Consider the following 20,652-nt stretch of genomic DNA (forward strand, 5'->3'; position numbering starts at 1 on the left):
GGGGATTCACGGAAAGTCTTCGGAAGTGGGTACGGCGCGGGGCCGCGGAACCGGTGTCCCGGATCCGCGGCCCCGCGCACGGCGGCCGGTCGGCCTACCAGCGGTACCAGCGGCCCCTGCGCCCGCCCGTGCCCGCCGGGCGGATGAAGAAGCCCAGCACCCACAGGACGATCACCACGAGCGCGACCCACCACAGGGCCTTCAGTGCGAAGCCGGCACCGAAAAGAACGAGCGCGAGCAGAAGAGCTATCAGCAGGGGAATCATGTGTATCAACCTCCGACGCTCCGTGTGCCCCGCTCGCGCTTGTCCAGACACCTCACGGCGAAAGAATTTTTCTGCTCCGCCCCTCCGGAATACCGGCGCCCGCCCCCGGAGGTTTGAACCGGCACCGGACGGAAATCCGGACGGCGTACCACCTGACGTCGATCAGTGAGGATGTGATGACCGTGGCCGCCGGTGAGAAGGCGAAGGCAGCAGCGGAGCAGGCCAAGGGCAAGGCGAAGGAGGCCGCCGGCCGCGCGGCGGGGAACGAGCGGCTGGAGGCCGAGGGCCGTGGCGAGAAGGCCCGGGGCAATGCCCGCCAGACGAAGGAGAAGGCCAAGGACACCTTCCGCTCCTGATGCCGGAGGTCCGCCTCGCACCCAGGGCCCGCCGTCATCGGCGGGCCCTGCGCCGTGTCCGTCCACCGGCCGCGGTCGTACCCCGCCGGCCCGTCGGCGGGGTACGACCTGTGGTGCCGTGCCGCCCCGGCGCCGCGACCCTCGGCGGACGGCGCCCGGGGCCGGAGCACGGCACCGGGACCGCGCCGGGCGGGGAAACGGCGGGGGCGCCGTCGTCGGGGCCACGACGGAGGAGCGGGCGGACCGAGCGGGCGGACCTGCCGGAAACCGGCAATCGGGAACATATGTTTGCGCCCGGCGCTCGGGGTGAGGCGCATCACAACCGCGCTCGCCGGAAGGAGCCGAGCATGTCCGCTCTCGCCCTGCTGCTGCCCCCGCTGCTGCTCACCCTGATGCTCGCGCTGGGGCGCTATGAGGAACGCATGCTCGGAAGTCCTCCGGGCCGGAGGGAACCGGCCCGTCACCGCCGCCACCTGCGGCTGGTCCGCGACACCGGCCCCGACGACGGCTCCCCGGCCGAAGCCGGCCGGGCGGCCGGGGCCCGGACCGCCGAAGCACGGGCCGACGGGGCGCGCGGGCGCGCCGCTGCCGACGGCGGGGAACGGCACGCCGCCTGACCCGCGGCCCGTGCGGAGGGGGGCCGGCACCACGGTGCCGGCCCCCCTCCGCACGGGCCGCGACGCGCCGACCGGCCTCCCTCACCGCCGCCCGCCGGGGATCACCGCCCGCGCGGGGTTACCGGTCCGCTTCCGGCTCCGGGCGGCCGAGCCGCTTCTCGAACCAGTGGTGGGCATACGGTTCGTCGTTGAAGGGCGCCACTTCCCGGAAGCCGGCGGAGTGGTAGAGGCCGATCGCCGCCGTGAGCGCCTTGTTGGTGTCCAGGCGCAGCACCTCGCAGCCGTGCCGGACCGCCCGCTCCTCCAGTTCGGCCAGGAAGCGGCGGCCCAGACCCAGCCCCCGGGCGTGGGGCGCCACCCACATGCGCTTGATCTCGGCCGCGCCGCCGGGCGGCAGCTTCAGGCCGGCGCAGCCGACCGGCTCGCCGTGCAGCCGGGCGACCAGGAACAGCCCGCGCGGCGCACGGAGGCCGCCCACGTCGGGGAGGAGACTCCGGGCGGGGTCGAAACCGGTCTCGAAACACTTCTCCATCTCGGCGAAGTACGACCGCAGACAGCGCTGGGCGTCCTCGTGATCGGGATCGACGGCGTCCACCGCCACCGTCGCGGCGGTCAGCAGCCGGTCCACCTCGGTCATCGCCGCGACCAGGCGTTCGCGCTGGGCCGCGTTGAGGGGCCGGAGCAGTGACCCGGCCAACGCGTCGCTGCGCCGGTCCAGCGTGGCCCGTTCCGCGCGGCCGGCGTCGGTGAGCCGCACCGTACGCACCCGCCGGTCCCCCGGGCACGGCTCGACCGTCACCAGCCCCGCGGTCTCCAGTGAGCGCAGCAGGCGGCTGACGTACCCCGAGTCGAGCCCGAGCCGCTCCCGCAGCCCGCGGACATCACGCCCCTGCTCGCCGATCTCCCACAGCAGGCGCGCCTCGCCGATGGGCCGGTCGCGGCCGAGGTAGTGGTCGTGGAGCACCCCCACGCGCTCCGTGACGGTGCGGTTGAACCGCCGTACCTGTTCGATGTGCGCTGCGTCCATTCGCTGACTTTAGTCAGAGAAGTCGGGGGAGGTACAGAGGCGGACCCGTCCCGACGTGCCGTTCGAGGTGCACCGCCGGGCCACAGGGTTCCCGTGCGGCAAGGCCCCGGCCGTACCGTCGGACACCCGCGCCGCCGCGTACCGCCGGGTGGTGACCGCCGGGGGCTACCCCCGGACGATTCCGCCCAGCCACGGGCCGAGCGAGTGGAGCAGGACCGGTTCCCGGTAGGTCTCGCCCCCGGGCAGGGGGACGATCAAGGTCCGGGACGGCGGGAAGGCGCGTTCCTTCACATAGGCGGCCCCGCCGTAGACCGATCGCAGGAACGCCGGGACCGCGTCCCGGGGGACGTCCTCGAAGTCCACCTCGGCCACGGTGATCCGTGCGTCGCCCTCCGGATGGAGCCACACCGAGACCGCCGGCGAGCCCGTGAGCTCGATGTACGCCTCGTGCGGCAGCGAACCGTCCGGGTCGAGGACCGTGAACGCGCCGGCCGCGAGACGGCGGGAGACCTGGTCCGTGCCGATCGAGTGACTGGTGGAGAGCTCCCGGCCGAACTCGCGCGCGACCTCGTGGACGGCGGCGACGGCGGCCTCGGTGCTCGGCAGACGCGGGTGGCTCATGTCCGGGATCATGCCGCACCGGAGCGCATCCGTGGCGACCGGGTACCGGGCTGCCGCTCCTGGAGGTCCCGGAGTGCGGCCCGCGGCCACCCGCCTCCGGCCCGGACCCTCTTCCCGGTCGGCGGGCCCGCCCTGGTGCTGAGCCGGAGAGGACCGGGCGGCCCGACGGGCCCGCCGGCCTGCCGGCGGAGCCGGATGAATCACCTGGTCGGACCCGTGCCGCCGCTGGTGTAATGCGGGGATGGAGATCACCCCGGACATGGAGGAGACCGCACGGGACGGCGCGGAGGCCACCCCGGACGCGGGGAAGAGCACCTCGGACGCGGAGGCGGCCGCGCCGGTCGCGGACGCGCCGCCGGCCGCCGATCCGTGGCCCGGGCACTTCGCCGCCCAGGGGTACCCGGGGGCCCGCCTGATCGGCGCCGGCGTCGAGGGCGTCGTCTACCGGCTGGGCGGCGGCCGGGTCGCCAAGGTCTGGCACGGCCGGCCGCCGGGCGGCCCGGAACTCCTCCGTGCGGTGTACGCCGACCTCGCCCGGCACCGGCTGCCGTTCGCCACCCCGGAGATCCTAGAGATCACGCAGCACCGGGGCGTCCTGGTGACGTACGAGCGGGAGCTGCCCGGCGCCCCGGTCCGGGGCGACTCCGCGCACCAGCCCTACGGGCGCGGGATCCCCGCCCGCGACCGCGACGCGCTGCTCGCCGTGCTGCGCGGCCTCGCCGCCGTGCCAGGCACCGACGCCATGCGCCGGCTGACCGTCCAGGGGGACGACCGCCCGCTGTGGCGGGACCACGACCGCTTCCAGGACGCGCTCGCGGCCCTGGTGGTCCGGGCCGTGGACCGGCACGGCACCGACCTGGCCGGGTACGTACCCGGCTTCGGCCCGGGGGTGCGACGCACCCTGGACGCGCTGCGGTCGCTGCCCGACGCCCCGGTCACCGCCGTCCACGGCGACCTCGTGCCGCCCAACCTCCACACCGACGCGGCCGGCCGGCCCGTCGCCGTCCTGGACCTGGGCTTCTTCACCACCGCGGGCGACCCGGCCTTCGAGGCCGCCGTCGCCGCGTCCGTGTGGGACATGTACGGCCCGTACGCCGAGGAGCACGCCGCGGAGCTCACCCGGCTCGTCGCCGGCGAGTTCGGGTACGCGCCCGCCACCCTCGCCGCGTACCAGGCCGCCTACGCCCTCACCACCTACGACCTGTTCGGCCGGGACGACCGCGACGGGCACTTCCGGTGGTGTGCCGGGCAGCTGCGCCGCAACGCCGTATTCCAGGGCCGGACCTGACCGGCCGCCGGGTCAGGTACCGCCCGGCAGCGGACGGTGCACGCCGCCGTTGCGCCGGTGCCGGCTCCGGTGCCGATGCGGGGGCGTGGGAGGGCGGCCGTGGCGGGCCGCCGCCGGGGCTGACGGCCCGCTCGGCCCCCGGGGGAGGTGACGGCTGCTCAGTCCGCCGGCGGGGGCGACGGCTGCCGCCCGGGGGCGCGGACGGTGCGGCTGCGCCCGCGGAACTCGGCGATCACCGTGTCCCCGCGGACCACCGTCACGTCGTAGATGCCGCTGCGCCCGAACCTGGTGCGTTCCCGGGCCGTCGCCACCAGCACGTCACCCTCGTACGCGGGCGTCACGAAGTCGATGTCGGCCCCGGCCGCGACGGTCACCGGCCCGTGGCTGTTGCAGGCGCAGGCGAAGGCGGTGTCGGCGAAGAGGAAGAGGTAGCCGCCGTGGGCGATGCGGTGCCCGTTGACCATCGCGGAAGTGACCGTCATGCGGAGCACCGAAGTCCCCGGGCCGTGGTCCAGGAGCTCGATGCCCAGCCGCCGGGACGCCTCGTCCTCGTCGAGCATCCGCACGACGGGGTCCGGCGTCGTCTCCATGGCCCGCGCCACCTGTCCACCCTCTCCCGGCCGACCGAATATTCGGTACGTGCGTGTCGCGCTCCAACCAACCCGGTCGGCCCGCGGACTGTCAAGGGGGACGCGGGCGGCCGCCGAGCCGCTCACCGGTGGTGTCCGGCCCCGTCTTCGATGCGCCCTCTTCGTCGGCGGGGAGGCCGTGCCAAGCCGCGGCAACGGCCGCACCCCACCGAGCCGCGCCCGGCCCACCGCTCGCTCCCGTCCCACGGGGGCGCCGGCCGCGTCCCCCTGACGCCCGCCGCCTCCTGCGAGCGGCGGCGGCCCACGGCTCGTCCCGGGGCCGGTGCGGGGCGGCGCACGACACGTACGCGGGGGACGGGCCGTCACGACGCGTCGCGGCGCCGGCAGAGCGCGTCCGCCCGGGTACCGAGCCGTCCGAACGCGTCCGCCCGGGTCTCAAGCCGTCCCGGGCGGGGCGCGCTCGGACGGCGCCGGGCTCACCCGGGGTGCGGACGGGCCCGGTGAGCCCCCCCGGTCGCGTCCCCCGCCGGCCCCTGGCAGGGACGGGACCGCGGTCATCCCCGGGCCAGCAGTTCGGTGACCAGGGCCCCGACCTGTTCCGTCTCGGTGAGGAAACCGTCGTGCCCGGCAGCGGAGTGGATGATCCGCAACCGGTCGGCGCCGGGCAGTCCGGCGGCGAGCTCCTCCTGCTGGTGGAGCGGGTAGAGACGGTCGGAGTCCACGCCGGCGACGATCGCGGGCATGTGCGCGCGGGCCAGCGCGGCGCGGACGCCGCCCCGGCCCCGGCCGACGTCATGGGCGTTCATCGCCTCGCCGAGGGCGACGTAACTGCCCGCGTCGAAGCGCCGGACCAGCTTGTCGGCATGGTGGTCGAGGTAGGACTCGACGGCGAAGCGGACCTCCCCGTCCGCCGTGCCGGCCGGCTGCTCCCGCGGCTGCTCCCGCCGGTGGAAGCGGGTGGCCAGCTCCTGCTCACTGCGGTACGTCACGTGCGCGATGCGCCGTGCCAGCCCCAGGCCACGGTGCGGGCCACCCCCCGGCCCCGCGTCGTGGTACCGGCCGCCGCGCCAGTTGGGGTCGGCACGGATCGCGGCCGCCTGGACGGAGGTCCAGGCGATCTGCTCGGCGGACGAGGCGGCCGGGCAGGCCAGCACCAGCAGCGCTCCGGTGCGCTCCGGATGGCCGACGGCCCACTCCAGGGCCCGCATCCCGCCCATGGACCCGCCGATGACCGCCGCCCACCGGGAGACGCCCAGGGTGTCGGCGAGGTGCGCCTCGGCGGCCACCTGGTCCCGCGGGGTGAGGGCCGGGAAACCGGGGCCCCACGGCCGGCCGTCCGGGCCGGGCGACGCGGGACCGGTGCTGCCCTGGCAGCCACCCAGCACGTTCGGCGCGACGACGAACCACCGGCGGGTGTCGAGCGGCCGGCCCGGACCGACCAGCGCGTCCCACCACCCGGGCGTGGGATGACCGGGACCGGCGGGACCGGCCAGATGACTGTCCCCGGTCAGCGCGTGCAGCACCAGCACCGCGTTCGAGGCGTCCGGGGCGAGCCGGCCCCAGGTCTCGTAGGCCAGCCGGAAGCCGGGCAGCGTGCCGCCGGACTCCAGCGGCAGCGGCCCGGCCGGCCCGGTCCAGCGCCGGCCGCCCGCCGGGTCCCCCTCCCGCCAGCCACCGCTGGCGGGAGGGAGCACCCCCGGACGGTCGGCGGTCGTCGTGCTCAGGACGCGCCCTTCGCCGCGCGGAACCCGGTCTCCAGGTCGGCCTTGAGGTCCTCCACGTGCTCCAGCCCCACCGACAGCCGCACCAGCCCCGGGGCGGTGCCGGTCGCCGCGAGCTGTTCCGGGGTCAGCTGGCTGTGGGTGGTGGACGCCGGGTGGATGATGAGGCTGCGTACGTCGCCGATGTTGGCCAGGTGGCTGAAGAGCTCCACCGCGTCCACGAAGCGCTTGCCCGCCTCGACCCCGTCCCGCAGCTCGAAGGAGAGCACCGCGCCGGCACCACGCGGCAGGTAGCGGTTCGCGGCCTCGTGCCACGGGCTGGACTCCAGACCCGCGTAGTGCACCGCCGCGACCTCGTCCCGGCTCTCCAGCCAGCGGGCCAGCGCCAGGGCGTTGGAGGTGTGCCGCTCCAGCCGCAGGCTCAGCGTCTCGACGCCCTGCAGGAGCAGGAACGCCGAGTGCGGCGCGAGCGCCGGGCCGATGTCCCGCAGCAGCTGGACCCGGAGCTTGACGGCGTACGCCCCCGCGCCCAGGTCCGGCCAGTAGCGCAGCCCGTGGTAGCTGGGGTCCGGCGCGCTGAAGTCCGGGAACCGGTCGGGGTGCGCCCCGAAGTCGAACGTACCGCCGTCGACCACCACTCCGCCGAGCGTGGTGCCGTGCCCGCCGAGGAACTTGGTCGCCGAGTGCACCACGATGTCCGCGCCGTGCTCGATCGGCCGCAGCAGGTACGGCGTGGGCACGGTGTTGTCGGCGATCAGCGGCACCCCGGCCTCGTGCGCCGCGTCGGCGACCGCCCGCACGTCCAGCACGTTGCCGCGCGGGTTGCCCAGCGTCTCCGCGAAGAACGCCTTGGTGTTCGGGCGCACCGCGGCACGCCAGGCGGCGGCGTCGTCCGGGTCGTCCACGAAGGACACCTCGATGCCCAGTCGCGGCAGGGTGTGGTGGAAGAGGTTGTACGTCCCGCCGTACAGCGAGGCGCTGGAGACGATGTGGTCGCCGGCCCCCGCCAGCGTCAGGATCGCCAGCGTCTCGGCGGCCTGCCCGGAGGCCACGGCCACCGCGGCGACGCCCCCCTCCAGGGCGGCGAGCCGCTGCTCCAGCACGTCCTGGGTCGGGTTGTGCAGACGGGTGTAGATGTTGCCGGGGCGGGCCAGCGAGAACAGGTCCGCGGCGTGCTTGGTGTCGTCGAACACGAACGAGGTCGTCTGGTAGATCGGCACCGCCCGGGAGCCGGTCGCCGGGTCGGGCCGGGCCCCGGCGTGGATCTGCCGGGTCTCGAAGGACCAGGCGGCCGACGCGGGGCCGGAGGAGGCGTCGTCGGGGGTGTGGCCCGCGGTGGCCGCGTCGATGGGCTGACTCATATCACTGACCTCGCACACTGGAGAAGGACCGGCCGGTTGCCGAATCTCGCCGGTCGCCTTTCCAGGACGCTAGGGAAGGCCGGGGCCGCTTGGACAGGGCGCGGACGGCCCGGCCACGAACATGCAATGCCCGTGCAACGTGGCCGATGTCTATCCCCGTAGACCCTCGAACAGCCGCCCGATGGGCGAACCTTTCCGCCATGAGCCATGAGCCATGAGCCGGGTGCCGGAGGCCGGAAGCCAGGGGGCCGCGCGGGGCAGGAGGAGGGGGGAGGCGGAGCAGGGGGCCGCGAGGCGCCGGCCCGCGTGCCCGCCGGAGGAGGTGCCGGGCCGGTTCGGGGGCGCGGTCCGCGCCGTTCCGGTCCGCGCCGGGCCCACGGTGGGCCCGTGGTGGGCGACGCCCGTCCTTAGGACCACCCGTCGACGCGGCGGACGGTGCGCACGGGGCGGCCGGGCACACCCCGCGACACGGCTGAACACCTCGGGGACGGGACGGGACCCGCTCGGACGGCCCGCCCGTCACGCCACCGGGCCGAGGTGACCTTCGAGGACCGTCCGGCTGATCAGCGGCCGGTTGCGGAGGGCGAGGAGTTCGTTGGCGATGTCCACGCCGTGCAGCGGGTCGGCATCGCCGTCCGTCCCGACGACGGCGGCCGACAGGGTGCGGGGGACGGCTCCGGCGTCCAGGAGGGCGCGCCAGTCCCGTGGGCCGAGTTCCAGGAACTCCAGGCCGGTGAGCCGGGCGATCTCCAGAGGATCGGCGAGTGCGCCCGGCCGGGCGGTGAGGGTCCGCAGGCGGCCGAGCCCGGTGACCGGGGCAAGGCTGAACGGCGCACCGTCCGTCACATCGACGGACAGTACTTCCAGGTCGGGGTGGGCGGCATCCCGTACGGTCGGCAGGCCGTGGCCGCCGACCGCGGCGACGACCGGGAGCCCGCCCCCGGAACGGTCGCGGTGCTCCTTCCGTATCCGGTGCACCACCAGATCGGTGAGGGAGTCGGCGACGAGCTCGGCGCCGATGCTCTGCTCGTGGTCCACCAGGATGACCTGCCCGGTGTGGCCGCGGGGCCCGGGTGTCAGGTCCACCGCCAGCTCATCGCCCCCGTTGCCGGCGAAGACGATCCAGCCGGGGGAGCCGGCCAGCCCCTGTACCGCGGCGTCGGGCGGGGTGATCACCGCCCGCTTCGCCGAGAACTCCCAGCGGGAGTGACGGGCCGCCCCGTCGACGCGGTACAGGTCGCGCAGGGGGAGGAGTTCGTAGCCGACGGCCTCGGTCACCCGCGCCGCCGCGTCGTCGTCCCCCTCCTCCCACCGGTCCCGGACCACCCGGTACAGGACCTTCAGCTCCTCGGGCAGCGTGACCCCCAGCCGCGCCTCGGCCGCGGCGATCTCCTCCTCCGTCGCACCGGCGGCGCCGGGCAACCGCTCGCGGAGCGTCCGCTCCAGCAGCTCCAGGTCCACCGAGGGGGCCGGGCCCGCCCCGGGCACCGGGTCGGGAAGGCGGCGCCAGGGGCCCGGGAGGGAACCTTCGGCCAGCACCAGAACCCCCAGGACCGGGTAGCCGGGGGAGCCCTCCACCGCCGGCCCCGGCCGGACCAGCCGCAGGGTGGTGCGGCCGTCCGGCCGGACCTCCGCCGAGAACACGACCTCCTCGGCCCCGGCGCGCGCCAGCGCCCGCCGGATGTGCTCCACCGCGTCCCGCTCGGCCGCCGTCATGCGCCCGCGCCGTCCCCACCGGGGCAGGCTCCAGCCGTGCCGGTGGATCCGTCCGGCCATCCGCAGGGGCCGGCCGGGCGGCGGCTCCGGGGCGTCGGCCAGCTGGAGCCGGAGCACGGGCTCCCAGGTGGCGAAGTCGTACACCGGTGGTGAGGACGTCCTCTGATCGACCATGCGCAGAAGGTACGCGCCGCCGCCGACAACGCCGGTCCCCGGCCATCCCGTTGCCGGCCGCCGGCGTCCGCCTCGCCCGCCCCGGTACCGCCGCACCCGCTCCTCGCCCCCGCCGGCGGCATTCGCGGCGGGCGGGGGCCTTCGGACCGGTGCGGTCCGGGGACGGCCGGTCAGATGTCGAGGAACCTGACGTCCTTGGCGTTGCGCTGGATGAACAGGCGGCGCGCTTCGACGTCCTCGCCCATCAGGACGGAGAAGATGTCGTCGGCGACGGCAGCGTCGTCGAGGGTGACCTGCCCCAGGACCCGGTGGTCGGGGTCCATGGTGGTGACGCGCAGTTCCTCGGCGTTCATCTCGCCCAGGCCCTTGAAACGCTGGACGGAGTCGTCCCTGAGGCGGCGGCCGGCCTGCCGGCCCCGTTCGAGGAGCAGGTTGCGTTCGCGGTCGGAGTAGGCGTATTCGATGTGGTCCCGGCTCCACTTGATCTTGTACAGCGGAGGGCGGGACAGGTACACGTGCCCTGCCTCCACCAGCGGGCGCATGAAGCGGAACAGGAAGGTCAGCAGCAGGGTGTTGATGTGCTGGCCGTCCACGTCCGCGTCCGCCATCAAAATGATCTTGTGGTACCGGAGCCCGGTGATGTCGAAGTCCTCGTGCACACCGGTGCCGAACGCGGAGATGATCGCCTGGATCTCCTGGTTGTGCAGGATCTTGTCGATCCTGGCCTTCTCGACGTTGAGGATCTTGCCGCGGATCGGAAGGATCGCCTGGTACCGCGGGTTGCGGCCGGCCTTGGCCGAACCGCCGGCGGAGTCCCCTTCGACGATGAAGATCTCCGACCGCGACGGGTCGCCGGACCGGCAGTCGGCCAGCTTGCCCGGCAGTGACGTGGCCTCCAGCAGGCTCTTGCGGCGGGTCAGGTCGCGCGCCTTGCGGGCGGCGATCCGGGCCGTGGCGGCCTGGATCGCCTTGCGCACGATGTCGGCCGCCTCGCCCGGGTTGCGGGCGAACCAGTCGGTCAGGTGCTCGTGCACCACCTTCTGCACGAAGGCACGCGCCTCGGTGTTGCCCAGCTTGGTCTTGGTCTGCCCCTCGAACTGCGGCTCGCCCAGCTTCACCGAGATGATCGCGGTCAGACCCTCGCGGATGTCCTCGCCGGAGAGGTTGTCGTCCTTCTCCCGCAGCAGCTTCCTCTCCCGGGCGTAGCGGTTGACCACGGTGGTCAGCGCCGCGCGGAAGCCCTCCTCGTGCGTGCCGCCCTCATGGGTGTGGATGGCGTTCGCGTAGGAGTAGACACGGTCGGCGTACCGGCCGCTCCACTGCATCGCGACCTCCACCGACAGCAGCCGCCCGGCGTCCTCGGCGCGGACGGAGATCACCGAGGGGTGGACCGGCTCGCCCTGGCGGGTGTTGAGGTGGGTGACGAAGTCGGTGATGCCCCCGTCGTAGCGGTGGCGGACCGTCCTCGGTGGCGGTGCGGCGGCGCCGGTGTCGTCGGCCGCGGCCGGCACCCGTGCGGACGCGCGTTCGTCGGTCAGCGTCAGGGTGAGCCCCCGGTTGAGGAAGGCCATCTCCCGGAAGCGCCTGGCCAGCGTCTCGAAGGAGTACTCGGTGGTTTCGAAGATCGCGCCGTCCGCCCAGAACGTCAGCGACGTGCCGGTACGGGAGGTGGCTTCGTGACGGGTGAGCGGGGTGGCGGGAGCGCCGTCCCGGTACTCCTGGGTCCACCGGTGGCCGTCGGTCCAGACCTCCACCGACAACCGGGTCGACAGCGCGTTGACCACCGACAGGCCCACGCCGTGCAGACCGCCGGAGACCGCGTAGCCCCCGCCCCCGAACTTCCCGCCGGCGTGCAGTGTCGTCAGCACCACCTCCACGGCCGGCCGCTTCTCCACCGGATGGGTTCCCACCGGAATACCGCGGCCGTTGTCGGCCACCCGCACGCCACCGTCGGCCAGGATCGTCACGTCGATCCGGTCGGCCACCCCTGCCAGCGCCTCGTCCACGGAGTTGTCCACCAGCTCCTGTACCAGGTGGTGCAGGCCCCGCTCGCCCGTGGAGCCGATGTACATACCGGGCCGCTTGCGTACCGCGTCGAGACCGTCCAGGACGGTGATCGCGTTGGCGTCGTACGAGGCGGTCCCGGCGTGGCGGGTCTGCTGGGGCTCGGGAACACCGGTGACGGCATGAGGGCCGTAAATAGTCATAGATGCTCTCTTTTCGGGCATGGCTGACCGCGCTTCCGCATCGCATCGCGATGCGGAGTCGGCGGACGGCTTGCGGAAACAGGGGCAGCCCGAACAGGACCCCCGGGCCTGGTGGGCCTTGAGGTCGCGGGATGCTGGGACGGCGTTCAGAATATCCAAGGCGCCTGAGATGGACGGCTCGTGAGGTCCCCTCAGTGCCCTCGTGGCGGCCTGTCGCCCGAGTCGACAATCCCCCCTGTGTCGGGGTGGTGAAATTCCCTCAGAGGGGTCGTCGCGGCGTTTTTCGATGCCCTGTCGGGCAGGGGTCCCGGCACTGTTTCGGGAGTGGCTCTCCGCGGTCGCCGGCGACCCGTGTCGGAGCGTGCGTCCGTCCCCGGCCGCACCGGAACCGCTCGGCGGGCGACAGGTCGCCCGGGTGCGCCGGCCCGCCCTTGTGCGGCACCGCCGGGCCCGGTCTGCCCGCGGTCGCCGGTCCCCGCGTCGTCGGGCCCGGGTGACGGTGACCCGCCGGGCCGGTGCGGCGGTGGCGCTGGCCGGGGCCGGGTGCCGTCCGGCCGGTGCGCTCCGGCGGTCCGACCACCGGTCCCCGACGGTCCGGATCGCGGGTCGGCCGCCGATCGGCGGCGCGCCGGGATGCGGGCCCGACCGGATGCGAAACGGTGGTTAAATCCGGAGTCGAATCCAGGGATAAGGCCTGCTAAGGTCCGGGTGGAGGTGGAGTATGCCGAGTCAGGACGAGCTGTTCGCCGCCGTGGACGCGCTGCTGGAGGGGGAGCCGGAACTCCCCCCGCCCGCCGAGCGGGCCCGGCTCCGGGAAGCGGCGGGCATCACACAGTCCCGGCTCGCCCAGGTGCTGCAGACCTCGACGCAGACGGTGAAGAACTGGGAGAACGGCCGGAGCGAGCCGCGGCCCCCGCGCCGCCAGGCCTACCAGCGGCTGCTGGACGGCTGGGCGGCGAAATACCCCGGCCCGGACGCCGAGGCCGCCGCACCGCCCGAACCGGCCGCCGCCACACCGCCCGCCGCACCGCACGAACCGCCCGCCGCCGCACCGGCCTCCACCGCATCGGCCGTCACCCACCAGGACGCCGCGCCCCCGGCCCCCTCCGCCACGGCCTCTCCCGCCCATGTCTCCCCGGCCGGGCCGCCCCGGTGGCCCCCGGAGCAGGTGCCGCCCCCGTGGTGCCGGCGGCCGCCCCGGCCCCAGTGACCCCACCGCGCCGCGCGTCCGCGTCCGCGGCGCGCCCGTCGCCGAGGCGCCGGCCGGCGAGGACGGCAGCGGCCGAACCGGCCGGCGAGGAGCGGTTCCCGCACGGCCCGCTCACCGTGCTCGACGGTGACGGCAGCGCCTACTGTGCGGGGGGCCTGGTACTGGACTGCCCGGCCCGGACGGTTCCGGAGCTGGTCGAGTGGGTGCTGGAGGCCTCCGGACTCGGCGCCCCGAGGCTGCACCGGCACGGACAGGACGCCGACCCGCTGGTCGTGCTCACCGCGTCGGCGGCCGAGCGGCTCGGCCTCCCGGCCCGCCTGGAGGACCGGCGGGGCCTGCGGCTGCCGCAGGACCACCCGGTCGTCGGGCAGATCGCCGCGGCCGGATGGCAGCTCACCCGGCGCGGCTTCGGCCCCTGGACCCGGATCTACCGGACCGCCGACGGCTCCCGGCGGCGCTGCGTACAGCTGGCGGTCCTGCCCTGGGACGCGCTCGACCCCCGGTCCTGGGGCGCGGCCGCCGCGCTGCCACCGGCCGACCTGGCCCGCGTCCTGTGCGTGTACGCCCGGCGCGTGATCACGCCGCGCGGCTCCACGGCCGTCAACGGCCTGGAGCTCATGACGAGTCTGCGCCCGCCCACCCGGCCGGTGCGGAACGAGACCACCGGCGCGTACACCCGCGGCCACAACCCCGGCTCCCTGGGCCTGGACCCGATCGACCCCGCCCCGCCGGAGGCCCCGCCCGAGCATCCGGTGGCCCAGGGCTGGGCCGAGGGCTTCCTGGAGGAGGAGGCGTACCAGTGGGCCCGCGACCCGGAGCTGCTCACCGATGAGGAATGCCTGCTGCCGTGGGCCGTGGGCCTGGACCTGAACACCGCGTTCCTGGCCGCCGCGGCGCGGCTGCCGGTCGGTCTGGGCGAGCCCGAGGAGGTGCTGCGCCCGGCGTTCGACAAGAAGGTCCCCGGCACCTGGCTGGTGGACCTCAGCCACATCGAACTCGATCCGCGGCTGCCCTCGCCCTTCACCCCCGACGGAACCCGCCCCGACGGGCCCGGCTGGTACGCCACCCCGACCGTCGCCTACGCGGTCGAGCTGGGCCACGACGTACGGCCGGTCAAGGCGTTCCTGCGCCCGCGGGCCGGCGCCTACCTCGACCCCTGGCACGACCGGCTCAAGGACGCCTACCTCGCCACGCTCGCCGACATCGGTGTGACCACCGACCTCGACGAGCCCGGCTTCCTCGCCGCCATGGCCCGGCACCAGCTCCTCAAGGGCACCGACCCCGCGGACCTCGGAGCCGTCCGCGGCCTGGCCGCCGGCCGGGCGGCGCTGACCGGACCGGACGCCCTGCGCGACGCGATCCGCGACAACCAGGCCCGGGCGACCGGCCTGCTGCTCGCCGACCCCCGGGACCTCCACGACCTGGCGGCCATGGACGACAGCGCCCTGACCCGTACGCTCAACCGGCACCGGATGGTCGAGATGGTCCTGACCGCCATCAAGTCCACCGTCAAGGGCGGGGTGGGCAAGCTGCGGGAACGCCCGCAGGGCCGCCACTACCGGCCCGGCGAGCCCTGGCCCGCGCTGAACCGCCCGGCCTGGCGCCCCGACATCCGGGCCGCGATCATCGCCAAGGCCCGGGTCAACATGCACCGCAAGCTCGCCAACATGGCCAGGACCACCGGCCGGTACCCGCTCGGCGTCCTCTCCGACTGCGTCGTCTACCCGGCGGCCGGTCCCGGCCCGCTGGACCTGCTGCCGCGCGGCGCCGACGGCCGGACCGTCCCCGGGGTCCTGCGCCCCGGCCCGGGACCGGGAGGGGCCAAACTGGAGGGCACGCAGGAGATGGCGTGGGCGGTGGACCTGCTGGAGCAGGGCTTCAACCCCGCCCGCCACATCAAGGGCGACGGACACGACGCCACACTGGACGAGGGGGAGTGACACGTGGGAGACATCGACGACGCCCTGGACCGCGCCGACACCGAGGGTTTCACCCGGGAGCCGCCCAAATCGCTCCAGGCCCGCGTCAACTTCCTGCTGCGAAGGCTCAAGACGGCCAGGGCGGTCGCCGCGGAGATCGGCGTCACGGCCGACTCGGTCAACCGCTACCGCCGCGGTGCCCGGCGCCGACCGCCCCAGGAGATCGCGGACCGCATCGAGGCCGCGGTCCTCGCCCGCTGGCAGCCGCGGGTACGGGAACGCCGACGGCGGCAGGCCGCCACCGCGACCGGCATCACGGTGGAGACCCGCGCCCAGTTCGGCTACACCGCCCCGGTCGGCACCACCGACGACGGCCGCTTCCGCCGGCTGACCGTCCACCTCCCCCCGGAGTACGCCCGCCGCCTGTTCGAGGCTCGCGAGCAGGGCGCCGGGGACCGCCGGCTGCGGGAGATCGTCGCCGAGGGGCTCCAGGAGGTCTACTTCAAGGACGGTGGGCGCCGCGCGGCGGGGCTGGAGGTCGAACTGAACAACATCGACTACTTCGACGTCTCCTTCTGACGCCCGCCCCGCACGGCACAGCCGAGTCGAAGCGCGGTGGTCGGCAGGGAGGCCGGCGCGTCGTGACCGGTGTGGGGTCCGAGGGGAGTGCCGACGGTCCGGCAGTGCGCACCGGGCCGGGCGCGGGCTGCTCCGCCGGCCGCTCGGGCCGCCGGACCACCGGCGCGCTCGCCTGCCGCACGTCCTGGCAGGGCACCAGGACAGGCCCCGCACGGCCGGCCCCCGGCGGGCGGAACGGCTGCCCGCCGTGCCGGCCGCCGCGACCTGGCGGGTGGCCGCCGACCGACGCGCGGCAGCCGGCTGCCGCGGCCCGGCCGGCGGCCGGCTGTCACCCGGGGCGTGTGCCGGCCGGGCCCGGGGGCACGTGCCGGCGGCCGCCGGTCAGGGGCGTCCGTCGTCCCAGCGTCCGGGATCGTCCTCCAGCATGCCGCGGTCCCACCGGGCGTTGTCCGCCGCCGCCTCGTAGGTGGTCTGCAGGAACTCCATCAGCATCCGGTCCGGGTCGCCGGCCGTGCGGACCGCCTCGTAGGGCAGCAGGTACTGCCGGAGGTCCTGGCTGTAGCGGGCCTGCCCCGCCGGGCGGACGGGATGGTCGGCGAAGCCCTCGGGTTCGGGGTAGGCGTACGCGTAGAACGCGCCCTCCTCGCCCCCGCCGGGCCAGAAGCCGCAGCTGCTCAGCTCGCGGGAGTAGCCCTCCACCATCACCCAGTCGCCGCAGTTCGGGGCGCCCCCGGGATGCGCGGGGGCGGGCCGCCCCGAGAAGCGGGTGCAGGCCAGGTCCATGGCGCCCCAGAAGTAGTGCACCGGGCTGACCTTGCCGATGAAGTGCGACCGGAACCGGCCCAGCACCCGGTCGGCCTGGAGCAGCTGCCGCCAGAACAGCTGCGCCGCCCCTGCGTCGTAGGAGCAGTGCTGGAAGTCCTCGGCGAAGGGGATTGCCGGCTCCACCTCGTTGGGGCGCGGCCGGATCGGTGCCTCGATGTCCAGCTCCGCCAAGGCGCGCATCGTCTCCTGGTGGAACCGGGCCACCGGCTTCGGCTCCAGGGAGACCCGGCGGCCGGTCCCGTCACTGCTGCGGATGACCAGGTCGTGGTCGATGAAGTCGAACTCGATGTCGAACGCCCGGGTCCCGTACGGGATGGCCGAGGTGGTCAGGCCGCGCGGGCTGACGTACAGGGTGACCTGCCACCAGTGGTTCACCATGGGCGCGTGCGCCAGACGGATCTTGCCGATGATCTGGGTCCACATGTGCAGCGTGTCCCGGGTCTCGGTCCAGTCCTCCACCCGCAGGCGCGGCCAGGCGGATCCGGTGCCGGAGCTGTGCGCGTTCACCCGTGGTGCCTCCTGTGCCGGCGGGTCATCGGTGTTCGGGGTTGGGCAGGTGCGGTCGGCAGCCGGCGTCCCATTCGGTGCGCAGGTTGCCCTCGGCGGGGATGCCGCCGGCCCGCTTGAGCAGGGCGGCCAGGTGGAGCAGGTTGTACGTCATGAAGGTGGTGTTGCGGTTGGTGAAGTCGTTCTCCGGGCCGCCGGAGCCGGGGTCGAGGTAGGAGGGGCCGGGCCCGGCCTCACCGATCCACCCCGCGTCGGCCTGCGGCGGGATGGTGAACCCCAGGTGCTGGAGGCTGTACAGGACGTTCATCGCGCAGTGCTTGACGCCGTCCTCGTTGCCCGTGATCAGGCAGCCGCCGACCCGGCCGTAATAGGCGTACTGCCCGGCGTCGTTGAGCAGGCTGGAACACGCGTACAGCCGCTCGATCACCCGCTTCATCACCGAACTGTTGTCACCCAGCCAGATCGGGCCGCACAGCACCAGGATGTCGGCGGCCATGATCCGCTCGTACAGGTGCGGCCAGGCGTCGCTCGCCCAGCCGTGCTCGGTCATGTCCGGCCACACGCCGGTGGCGATGTCGTGATCGACGGCCCGGACCACCTCGACCTCCACGCCGAGCCCGCGCATGATGCCGCTGCTGAGGTCGATCAGCCCACCGGTGTTGCTGGTCTCGGGGGACCGTTTGAGCGTCGCGTTGACGAACATCGCGCGCAGTCCGCCGAACCGGGACCCACCGGTCTCCGGCCCGCTCATCCGCGCCCGCCCGCCGGCCGCGTCCGCCGGGGCACGGCGCCCGCGCCCGCGGACCGGCACGCCGCCACCGTCCGCCCGCCGCCGGTACCGCCCGTCACCCTCATCGCCCTCTCCTTCCTCCGGCCGCCCCCGCCCGGCGCTTGCGCGCCGGCGCTGCCCAGCATGCACCCGGCCCCCGGCGTTCCCCGGGCAGGCCGCGCCCGGCGCGCGCGGCTGTCACCCCAGCCGCCGGGCCGGGATACGCCGGCCGCCCGTCCCCGGCCGTTCCGGGCCGCACCCCGGGACGGGCGGACGGGCGGCCGGGCCGAGGGGGCCGGAGAACGGACCGGCCCGTCCCGGCCGCCGCACGGGCGGCCGGCGGCCGGGACGGGCCCGGGACCGCGCCGGGACGTCACTCCGGCCGGACGGCGGGCACCTCCGCCGGTGCCGCCGCGGCGGGCGGCCGGGCGGCCCCACCGGTGGGCACGGCACCCGGCAGCCGGCGCAGCCGGCGGGGGAGGTACCAGTTCCGCTCACCCAGCAGCACCATCACCGCCGGCAGCAGCACGCCGCGGATGACGGTGGCGTCGATGAGCACCGCCACCGCCAGGCCGAGGCCCATCTGCTTCATGCTCTGCATCGACAGCGTGCCGAAGACCGCGAAGACGCCGACCATGATGACCGCCGCGCTGGTGACCACACCGGCGGTGGTGACGACGCCGTGCACGACCGCGTCGCGGGTGGTGCGCCCGGCCAGCCGCGCCTCCCGGATCCGGGACACCACGAACACGTGGTAGTCCGTACTCAGCCCGAAGAGGATGACGAACAGGAACAGCGGCAGCCAGGACACCACCGCGCCCACCCCGTGGGCGCCCACCAGGCCGGCGCCCCAGCCGTGCTGGAAGACGGCGGTGAGGATGCCGTACGCGGCGCCGGCCGACAGCAGGTTGAGGACGACCGCGGTCAGGGCGATCACCGGGGAACGGAAGAACACCAGCATCAGCAGGAACGCGAGGACCACGACGAAGGCGAAGACCGGCGGCACGGCGGAGCCGATCGCGTCGGTGAAGTCCACCGAGGCGGCGGTGGAGCCGCCGATCGGGGCCTCCACCACCCCCTCGGCCCGGTCCAGCGTCGCCGGCCGCACCTCGTCCCGCAGGATCTCCAGGCTCCGCTCGCTCCGCTTCTCGTCCGGGCCGCCGGCCAGCGGCACCTCCAGCACGGCCAGGTTCTGGCGCGGGTGCACCGTGACCTCCACCGGCCCGCCGGAGGCGCCCTCCGCCACCGCCCGGTCGCCGAACCCGGCGATGGCGGCCCGCACCGGTGCGGCACCGATGTCGTCCGCCCGCACCACCACCTCGGCGCGGTCCGAACCACCGGGGAACGCCTCGTTCATCCGCTCGTACGTCGCCGCGACGGGAACCGAACCGCCCAGCTCCTGCCGCGGCGTCAGCTCGGCGGTCCGCATCCCGGCGGCGGGCAACGCCAGCAGGAGCAGCGCGCCGCCGGCCAGCACCACGGACAGCCCGGGCCGCCGCAGCACCCGGCGGAGCACCGCGCCCCATATCCGGCTGCTCCGCGCACCACCGCGCCCCCGGCGGCCCCGGCCGCCGCGGAGGAGCCGGTCCCCCGGGCGCGGCAGCCGGCCCTTCTCCACCCGGTCGCCGAGCAGCGACAGCAGGGCCGGCAGCACGGTGACCGAGCCGGTCATCGCGACCGCCACCACCATCAGGGTGGCCAGGCCCATCGCCTTGAAGTCGGCCACGCCGGTGAGGAACATGCCGCCCATCGCCACGATCACGGTGAAGCCGGAGACCAGCACGGCGTGCCCGGAGGTGGCCGCCGCGATCCGCAGCGCCGTGGCCGCGTCCCGCCCGGCGGCCCGCTCCTCGCGCTCCCGCCGCAGGTAGAACAGGCAGTAGTCGACGCCCACGGCCAGCCCGACCAGCAGCATCACCGAGTTCGCGACGTCACTCATGGGCACCAGGTGGCTGACCGCGGCCACCAGCCCGGTGGTCGCCAGGAAGGCGCTCAGCGCCAGCGCCACCGGCAGCAGGGCGGCGACCACCGCCCCGAACACCACCAGCAGGATGCCGAACGCCAGCGGCAGCGCGGAGAACTCCGCCCTGGCCAGGTCGTCGCCGTACGCCTCGTCCATCGCCCGGCCCGCGCTGGCGTCCCCGAACTGCTCCACGCGCTGGTCCGGATGCCGGTCCGCGACCTCGGCGACGGCGTCCAGCACCGGGCCGACCCGGTCGTCGGCCCGCTCGGGGTCGCCGCGCACGTCGAACCGCACCAGCGCCGACCGTCCGTCGGCGGACAGGGCGCCGGAGGCGTAGGGCGAGGTCACCCCGGACGCCAGGCCGGTGCCGCGCACCGCGTCCACCACCGCGTCCACCGTGCCGCGGAACTCCGGGTCGCCGGTGCCCGCGCCGTCCGGACTCCGTGCCTGGACCAGGACGGCCTCACCGGCCGGATGCTCCAGGCCGGCGCCCTCCAGGAGCCGGGACACCCGCCGGCTCTCGCCCGGCACCTCCTCGCTCTCCTTCACGTCCACCCGGCCGCTCGTCGCCCCCACGGCGAGGGCCAGGACGACGAACACCAGCCAGCCCCCCACCGCCGCCCACGGGTGCCGTGCGCTCCAGGCACCGGCCCGCGCGGCAAGGCCCCGGGTGCTCCGCGGTCGCTCTCGGTCTGTCATGGCCGCCCCTTCGGGTCCGCGGCGGCGGCCTGCCCGCCGCCTCACTCCCGACCGTAGGCGCGGGGCCGCGGCGGGCCATCGTCCCGGCCGGTGAACCCGGCGGGCGGCCCGCTCCGTCGAAGGATGCAGGCGACGGTCCTGCTCAGGGCCCCCTCCCGCGAGGTACCGGGGCTCGGGGCCACTCGCAGCGGTGCCCGTGGCCGCGGCGGCCCGCCGCGGGCGGGGGCGCGGCCGGCCT

15 protein-coding genes and 1 pseudogene are annotated in these 20,652 nt (G+C 75.1%); 5 read left to right on the forward strand and 11 right to left on the reverse strand.

Annotated features, from left to right (window positions below; genetic code table 11):
* Positions 1-94 precede the first annotated feature (94 nt).
* Positions 95-265: a hydrophobic protein gene (locus tag IHE55_RS29665; RefSeq protein WP_197992611.1), complete on the reverse strand. Its 171-nt coding sequence runs from the start codon at positions 263-265 to the stop codon at positions 95-97.
* Between the two features lie 182 nt (positions 266-447).
* On the opposite strand from IHE55_RS29665, the gene IHE55_RS29670 reads away from it, so the two are divergent.
* Complete coding sequence (locus IHE55_RS29670; RefSeq protein ID WP_197992612.1) at positions 448-621, forward strand: CsbD family protein; 174 nt, start codon at positions 448-450, stop codon at positions 619-621.
* A gap of 347 nt (positions 622-968) precedes the next feature.
* On the forward strand, positions 969-1,238 hold the full coding sequence (locus tag IHE55_RS29675) for a hypothetical protein (RefSeq protein WP_197992626.1): 270 nt from the start codon (positions 969-971) through the stop codon (positions 1,236-1,238).
* 118 nt (positions 1,239-1,356) lie between these two features.
* On the opposite strand, the gene IHE55_RS29680 is transcribed toward IHE55_RS29675, so the two are convergent.
* Both IHE55_RS29680 and IHE55_RS29685 read right to left on the reverse strand, forming a co-directional pair.
* Complete coding sequence (locus tag IHE55_RS29680) at positions 1,357-2,265, reverse strand: bifunctional helix-turn-helix transcriptional regulator/GNAT family N-acetyltransferase (protein WP_197992499.1); 909 nt, start codon at positions 2,263-2,265, stop codon at positions 1,357-1,359.
* A 165-nt stretch (positions 2,266-2,430) separates the two neighbouring features.
* The gene (locus tag IHE55_RS29685; RefSeq protein ID WP_197992500.1) at positions 2,431-2,886 is read right to left on the reverse strand and encodes a hypothetical protein; all 456 of its coding nucleotides are present in this window, start codon (positions 2,884-2,886) and stop codon (positions 2,431-2,433) included.
* A gap of 241 nt (positions 2,887-3,127) precedes the next feature.
* Between IHE55_RS29685 and IHE55_RS29690 the strand changes: the two genes are divergently transcribed.
* Entirely contained in the window at positions 3,128-4,174 is a 1,047-nt protein-coding gene (locus IHE55_RS29690) for a phosphotransferase family protein (protein WP_232266983.1), read from the forward strand.
* A 158-nt stretch (positions 4,175-4,332) separates the two neighbouring features.
* Here the strand turns inward: IHE55_RS29690 and paaI are convergent, their stop codons facing one another.
* From paaI to gyrB, 5 genes are all read right to left on the reverse strand, one after another.
* Positions 4,333-4,764 (reverse strand): hydroxyphenylacetyl-CoA thioesterase PaaI, encoded by a 432-nt coding sequence (gene paaI, locus IHE55_RS29695; protein ID WP_197992501.1) that lies wholly within the window; start codon positions 4,762-4,764, stop codon positions 4,333-4,335.
* A 554-nt stretch (positions 4,765-5,318) separates the two neighbouring features.
* Positions 5,319-6,458 (reverse strand): homoserine O-acetyltransferase MetX, encoded by a 1,140-nt coding sequence (gene metX, locus IHE55_RS29700; RefSeq protein ID WP_307826944.1) that lies wholly within the window; start codon positions 6,456-6,458, stop codon positions 5,319-5,321.
* 26 nt (positions 6,459-6,484) lie between these two features.
* Positions 6,485-7,846: a bifunctional o-acetylhomoserine/o-acetylserine sulfhydrylase gene (locus tag IHE55_RS29705; RefSeq protein ID WP_197992502.1), complete on the reverse strand. Its 1,362-nt coding sequence runs from the start codon at positions 7,844-7,846 to the stop codon at positions 6,485-6,487.
* Between the two features lie 519 nt (positions 7,847-8,365).
* Positions 8,366-9,736: an SMI1/KNR4 family protein gene (locus IHE55_RS29710; RefSeq protein WP_197992503.1), complete on the reverse strand. Its 1,371-nt coding sequence runs from the start codon at positions 9,734-9,736 to the stop codon at positions 8,366-8,368.
* A 170-nt stretch (positions 9,737-9,906) separates the two neighbouring features.
* A complete protein-coding gene (gyrB, locus tag IHE55_RS29715; RefSeq protein ID WP_197992504.1) occupies positions 9,907-11,943 on the reverse strand; it encodes a DNA topoisomerase (ATP-hydrolyzing) subunit B in 2,037 nt (678 codons plus the stop codon).
* Between the two features lie 721 nt (positions 11,944-12,664).
* Between gyrB and tap the strand changes: the two are divergent.
* Together tap and tpg are read left to right on the forward strand one after the other, a co-directional pair.
* Positions 12,665-15,093: pseudogene (gene tap / locus IHE55_RS32050) on the forward strand (telomere-associated protein Tap); the annotation flags it as partial.
* A gap of 3 nt (positions 15,094-15,096) precedes the next feature.
* Entirely contained in the window at positions 15,097-15,651 is a 555-nt protein-coding gene (gene tpg / locus IHE55_RS29730) for a telomere-protecting terminal protein Tpg (protein WP_197992505.1), read from the forward strand.
* Positions 15,652-16,032: 381 nt separating this feature from the next.
* On the opposite strand, the gene IHE55_RS29735 is transcribed toward tpg, so the two are convergent.
* The 3 genes from IHE55_RS29735 to IHE55_RS29745 form a co-directional block, all read right to left on the reverse strand.
* Complete coding sequence (locus tag IHE55_RS29735; RefSeq protein ID WP_372442806.1) at positions 16,033-16,899, reverse strand: DUF5996 family protein; 867 nt, start codon at positions 16,897-16,899, stop codon at positions 16,033-16,035.
* Between the two features lie 109 nt (positions 16,900-17,008).
* On the reverse strand, positions 17,009-17,734 hold the full coding sequence (locus IHE55_RS29740) for a flavodoxin family protein (protein ID WP_197992506.1): 726 nt from the start codon (positions 17,732-17,734) through the stop codon (positions 17,009-17,011).
* Between the two features lie 391 nt (positions 17,735-18,125).
* On the reverse strand, positions 18,126-20,414 hold the full coding sequence (locus tag IHE55_RS29745; RefSeq protein ID WP_197992507.1) for an MMPL family transporter: 2,289 nt from the start codon (positions 20,412-20,414) through the stop codon (positions 18,126-18,128).
* Positions 20,415-20,652 lie beyond the last annotated feature (238 nt).

The organism is Streptomyces pactum (genome assembly GCF_016031615.1).
In the GTDB taxonomy this organism is placed as follows: Bacteria; Actinomycetota; Actinomycetes; order Streptomycetales; family Streptomycetaceae; genus Streptomyces; species Streptomyces pactus.

What these genes read in the sequence shown, in the direction of transcription:
- IHE55_RS29665 (WP_197992611.1), bottom strand. Translation starts at nt 265, where the DNA reads ATGATTCCCCTGCTGATAGCTCTTCTGCTCGCGCTCGTTCTTTTCGGT.
- IHE55_RS29675 (WP_197992626.1), top strand. Translation starts at nt 969, where the DNA reads ATGTCCGCTCTCGCCCTGCTGCTGCCCCCGCTGCTGCTCACCCTGATG.
- IHE55_RS29680 (WP_197992499.1), bottom strand. Translation starts at nt 2,265, where the DNA reads ATGGACGCAGCGCACATCGAACAGGTACGGCGGTTCAACCGCACCGTC.
- IHE55_RS29685 (WP_197992500.1), bottom strand. Translation starts at nt 2,886, where the DNA reads ATGAGCCACCCGCGTCTGCCGAGCACCGAGGCCGCCGTCGCCGCCGTC.
- IHE55_RS29690 (WP_232266983.1), top strand. Translation starts at nt 3,128, where the DNA reads ATGGAGATCACCCCGGACATGGAGGAGACCGCACGGGACGGCGCGGAG.
- paaI (WP_197992501.1), bottom strand. Translation starts at nt 4,764, where the DNA reads ATGGAGACGACGCCGGACCCCGTCGTGCGGATGCTCGACGAGGACGAG.
- IHE55_RS29705 (WP_197992502.1), bottom strand. Translation starts at nt 7,846, where the DNA reads ATGAGTCAGCCCATCGACGCGGCCACCGCGGGCCACACCCCCGACGAC.
- IHE55_RS29710 (WP_197992503.1), bottom strand. Translation starts at nt 9,736, where the DNA reads ATGGTCGATCAGAGGACGTCCTCACCACCGGTGTACGACTTCGCCACC.
- gyrB (WP_197992504.1), bottom strand. Translation starts at nt 11,943, where the DNA reads ATGACTATTTACGGCCCTCATGCCGTCACCGGTGTTCCCGAGCCCCAG.
- IHE55_RS29735 (WP_372442806.1), bottom strand. Translation starts at nt 16,899, where the DNA reads ATGTGGACCCAGATCATCGGCAAGATCCGTCTGGCGCACGCGCCCATG.
- IHE55_RS29740 (WP_197992506.1), bottom strand. Translation starts at nt 17,734, where the DNA reads ATGAGCGGGCCGGAGACCGGTGGGTCCCGGTTCGGCGGACTGCGCGCG.
- IHE55_RS29745 (WP_197992507.1), bottom strand. Translation starts at nt 20,414, where the DNA reads ATGACAGACCGAGAGCGACCGCGGAGCACCCGGGGCCTTGCCGCGCGG.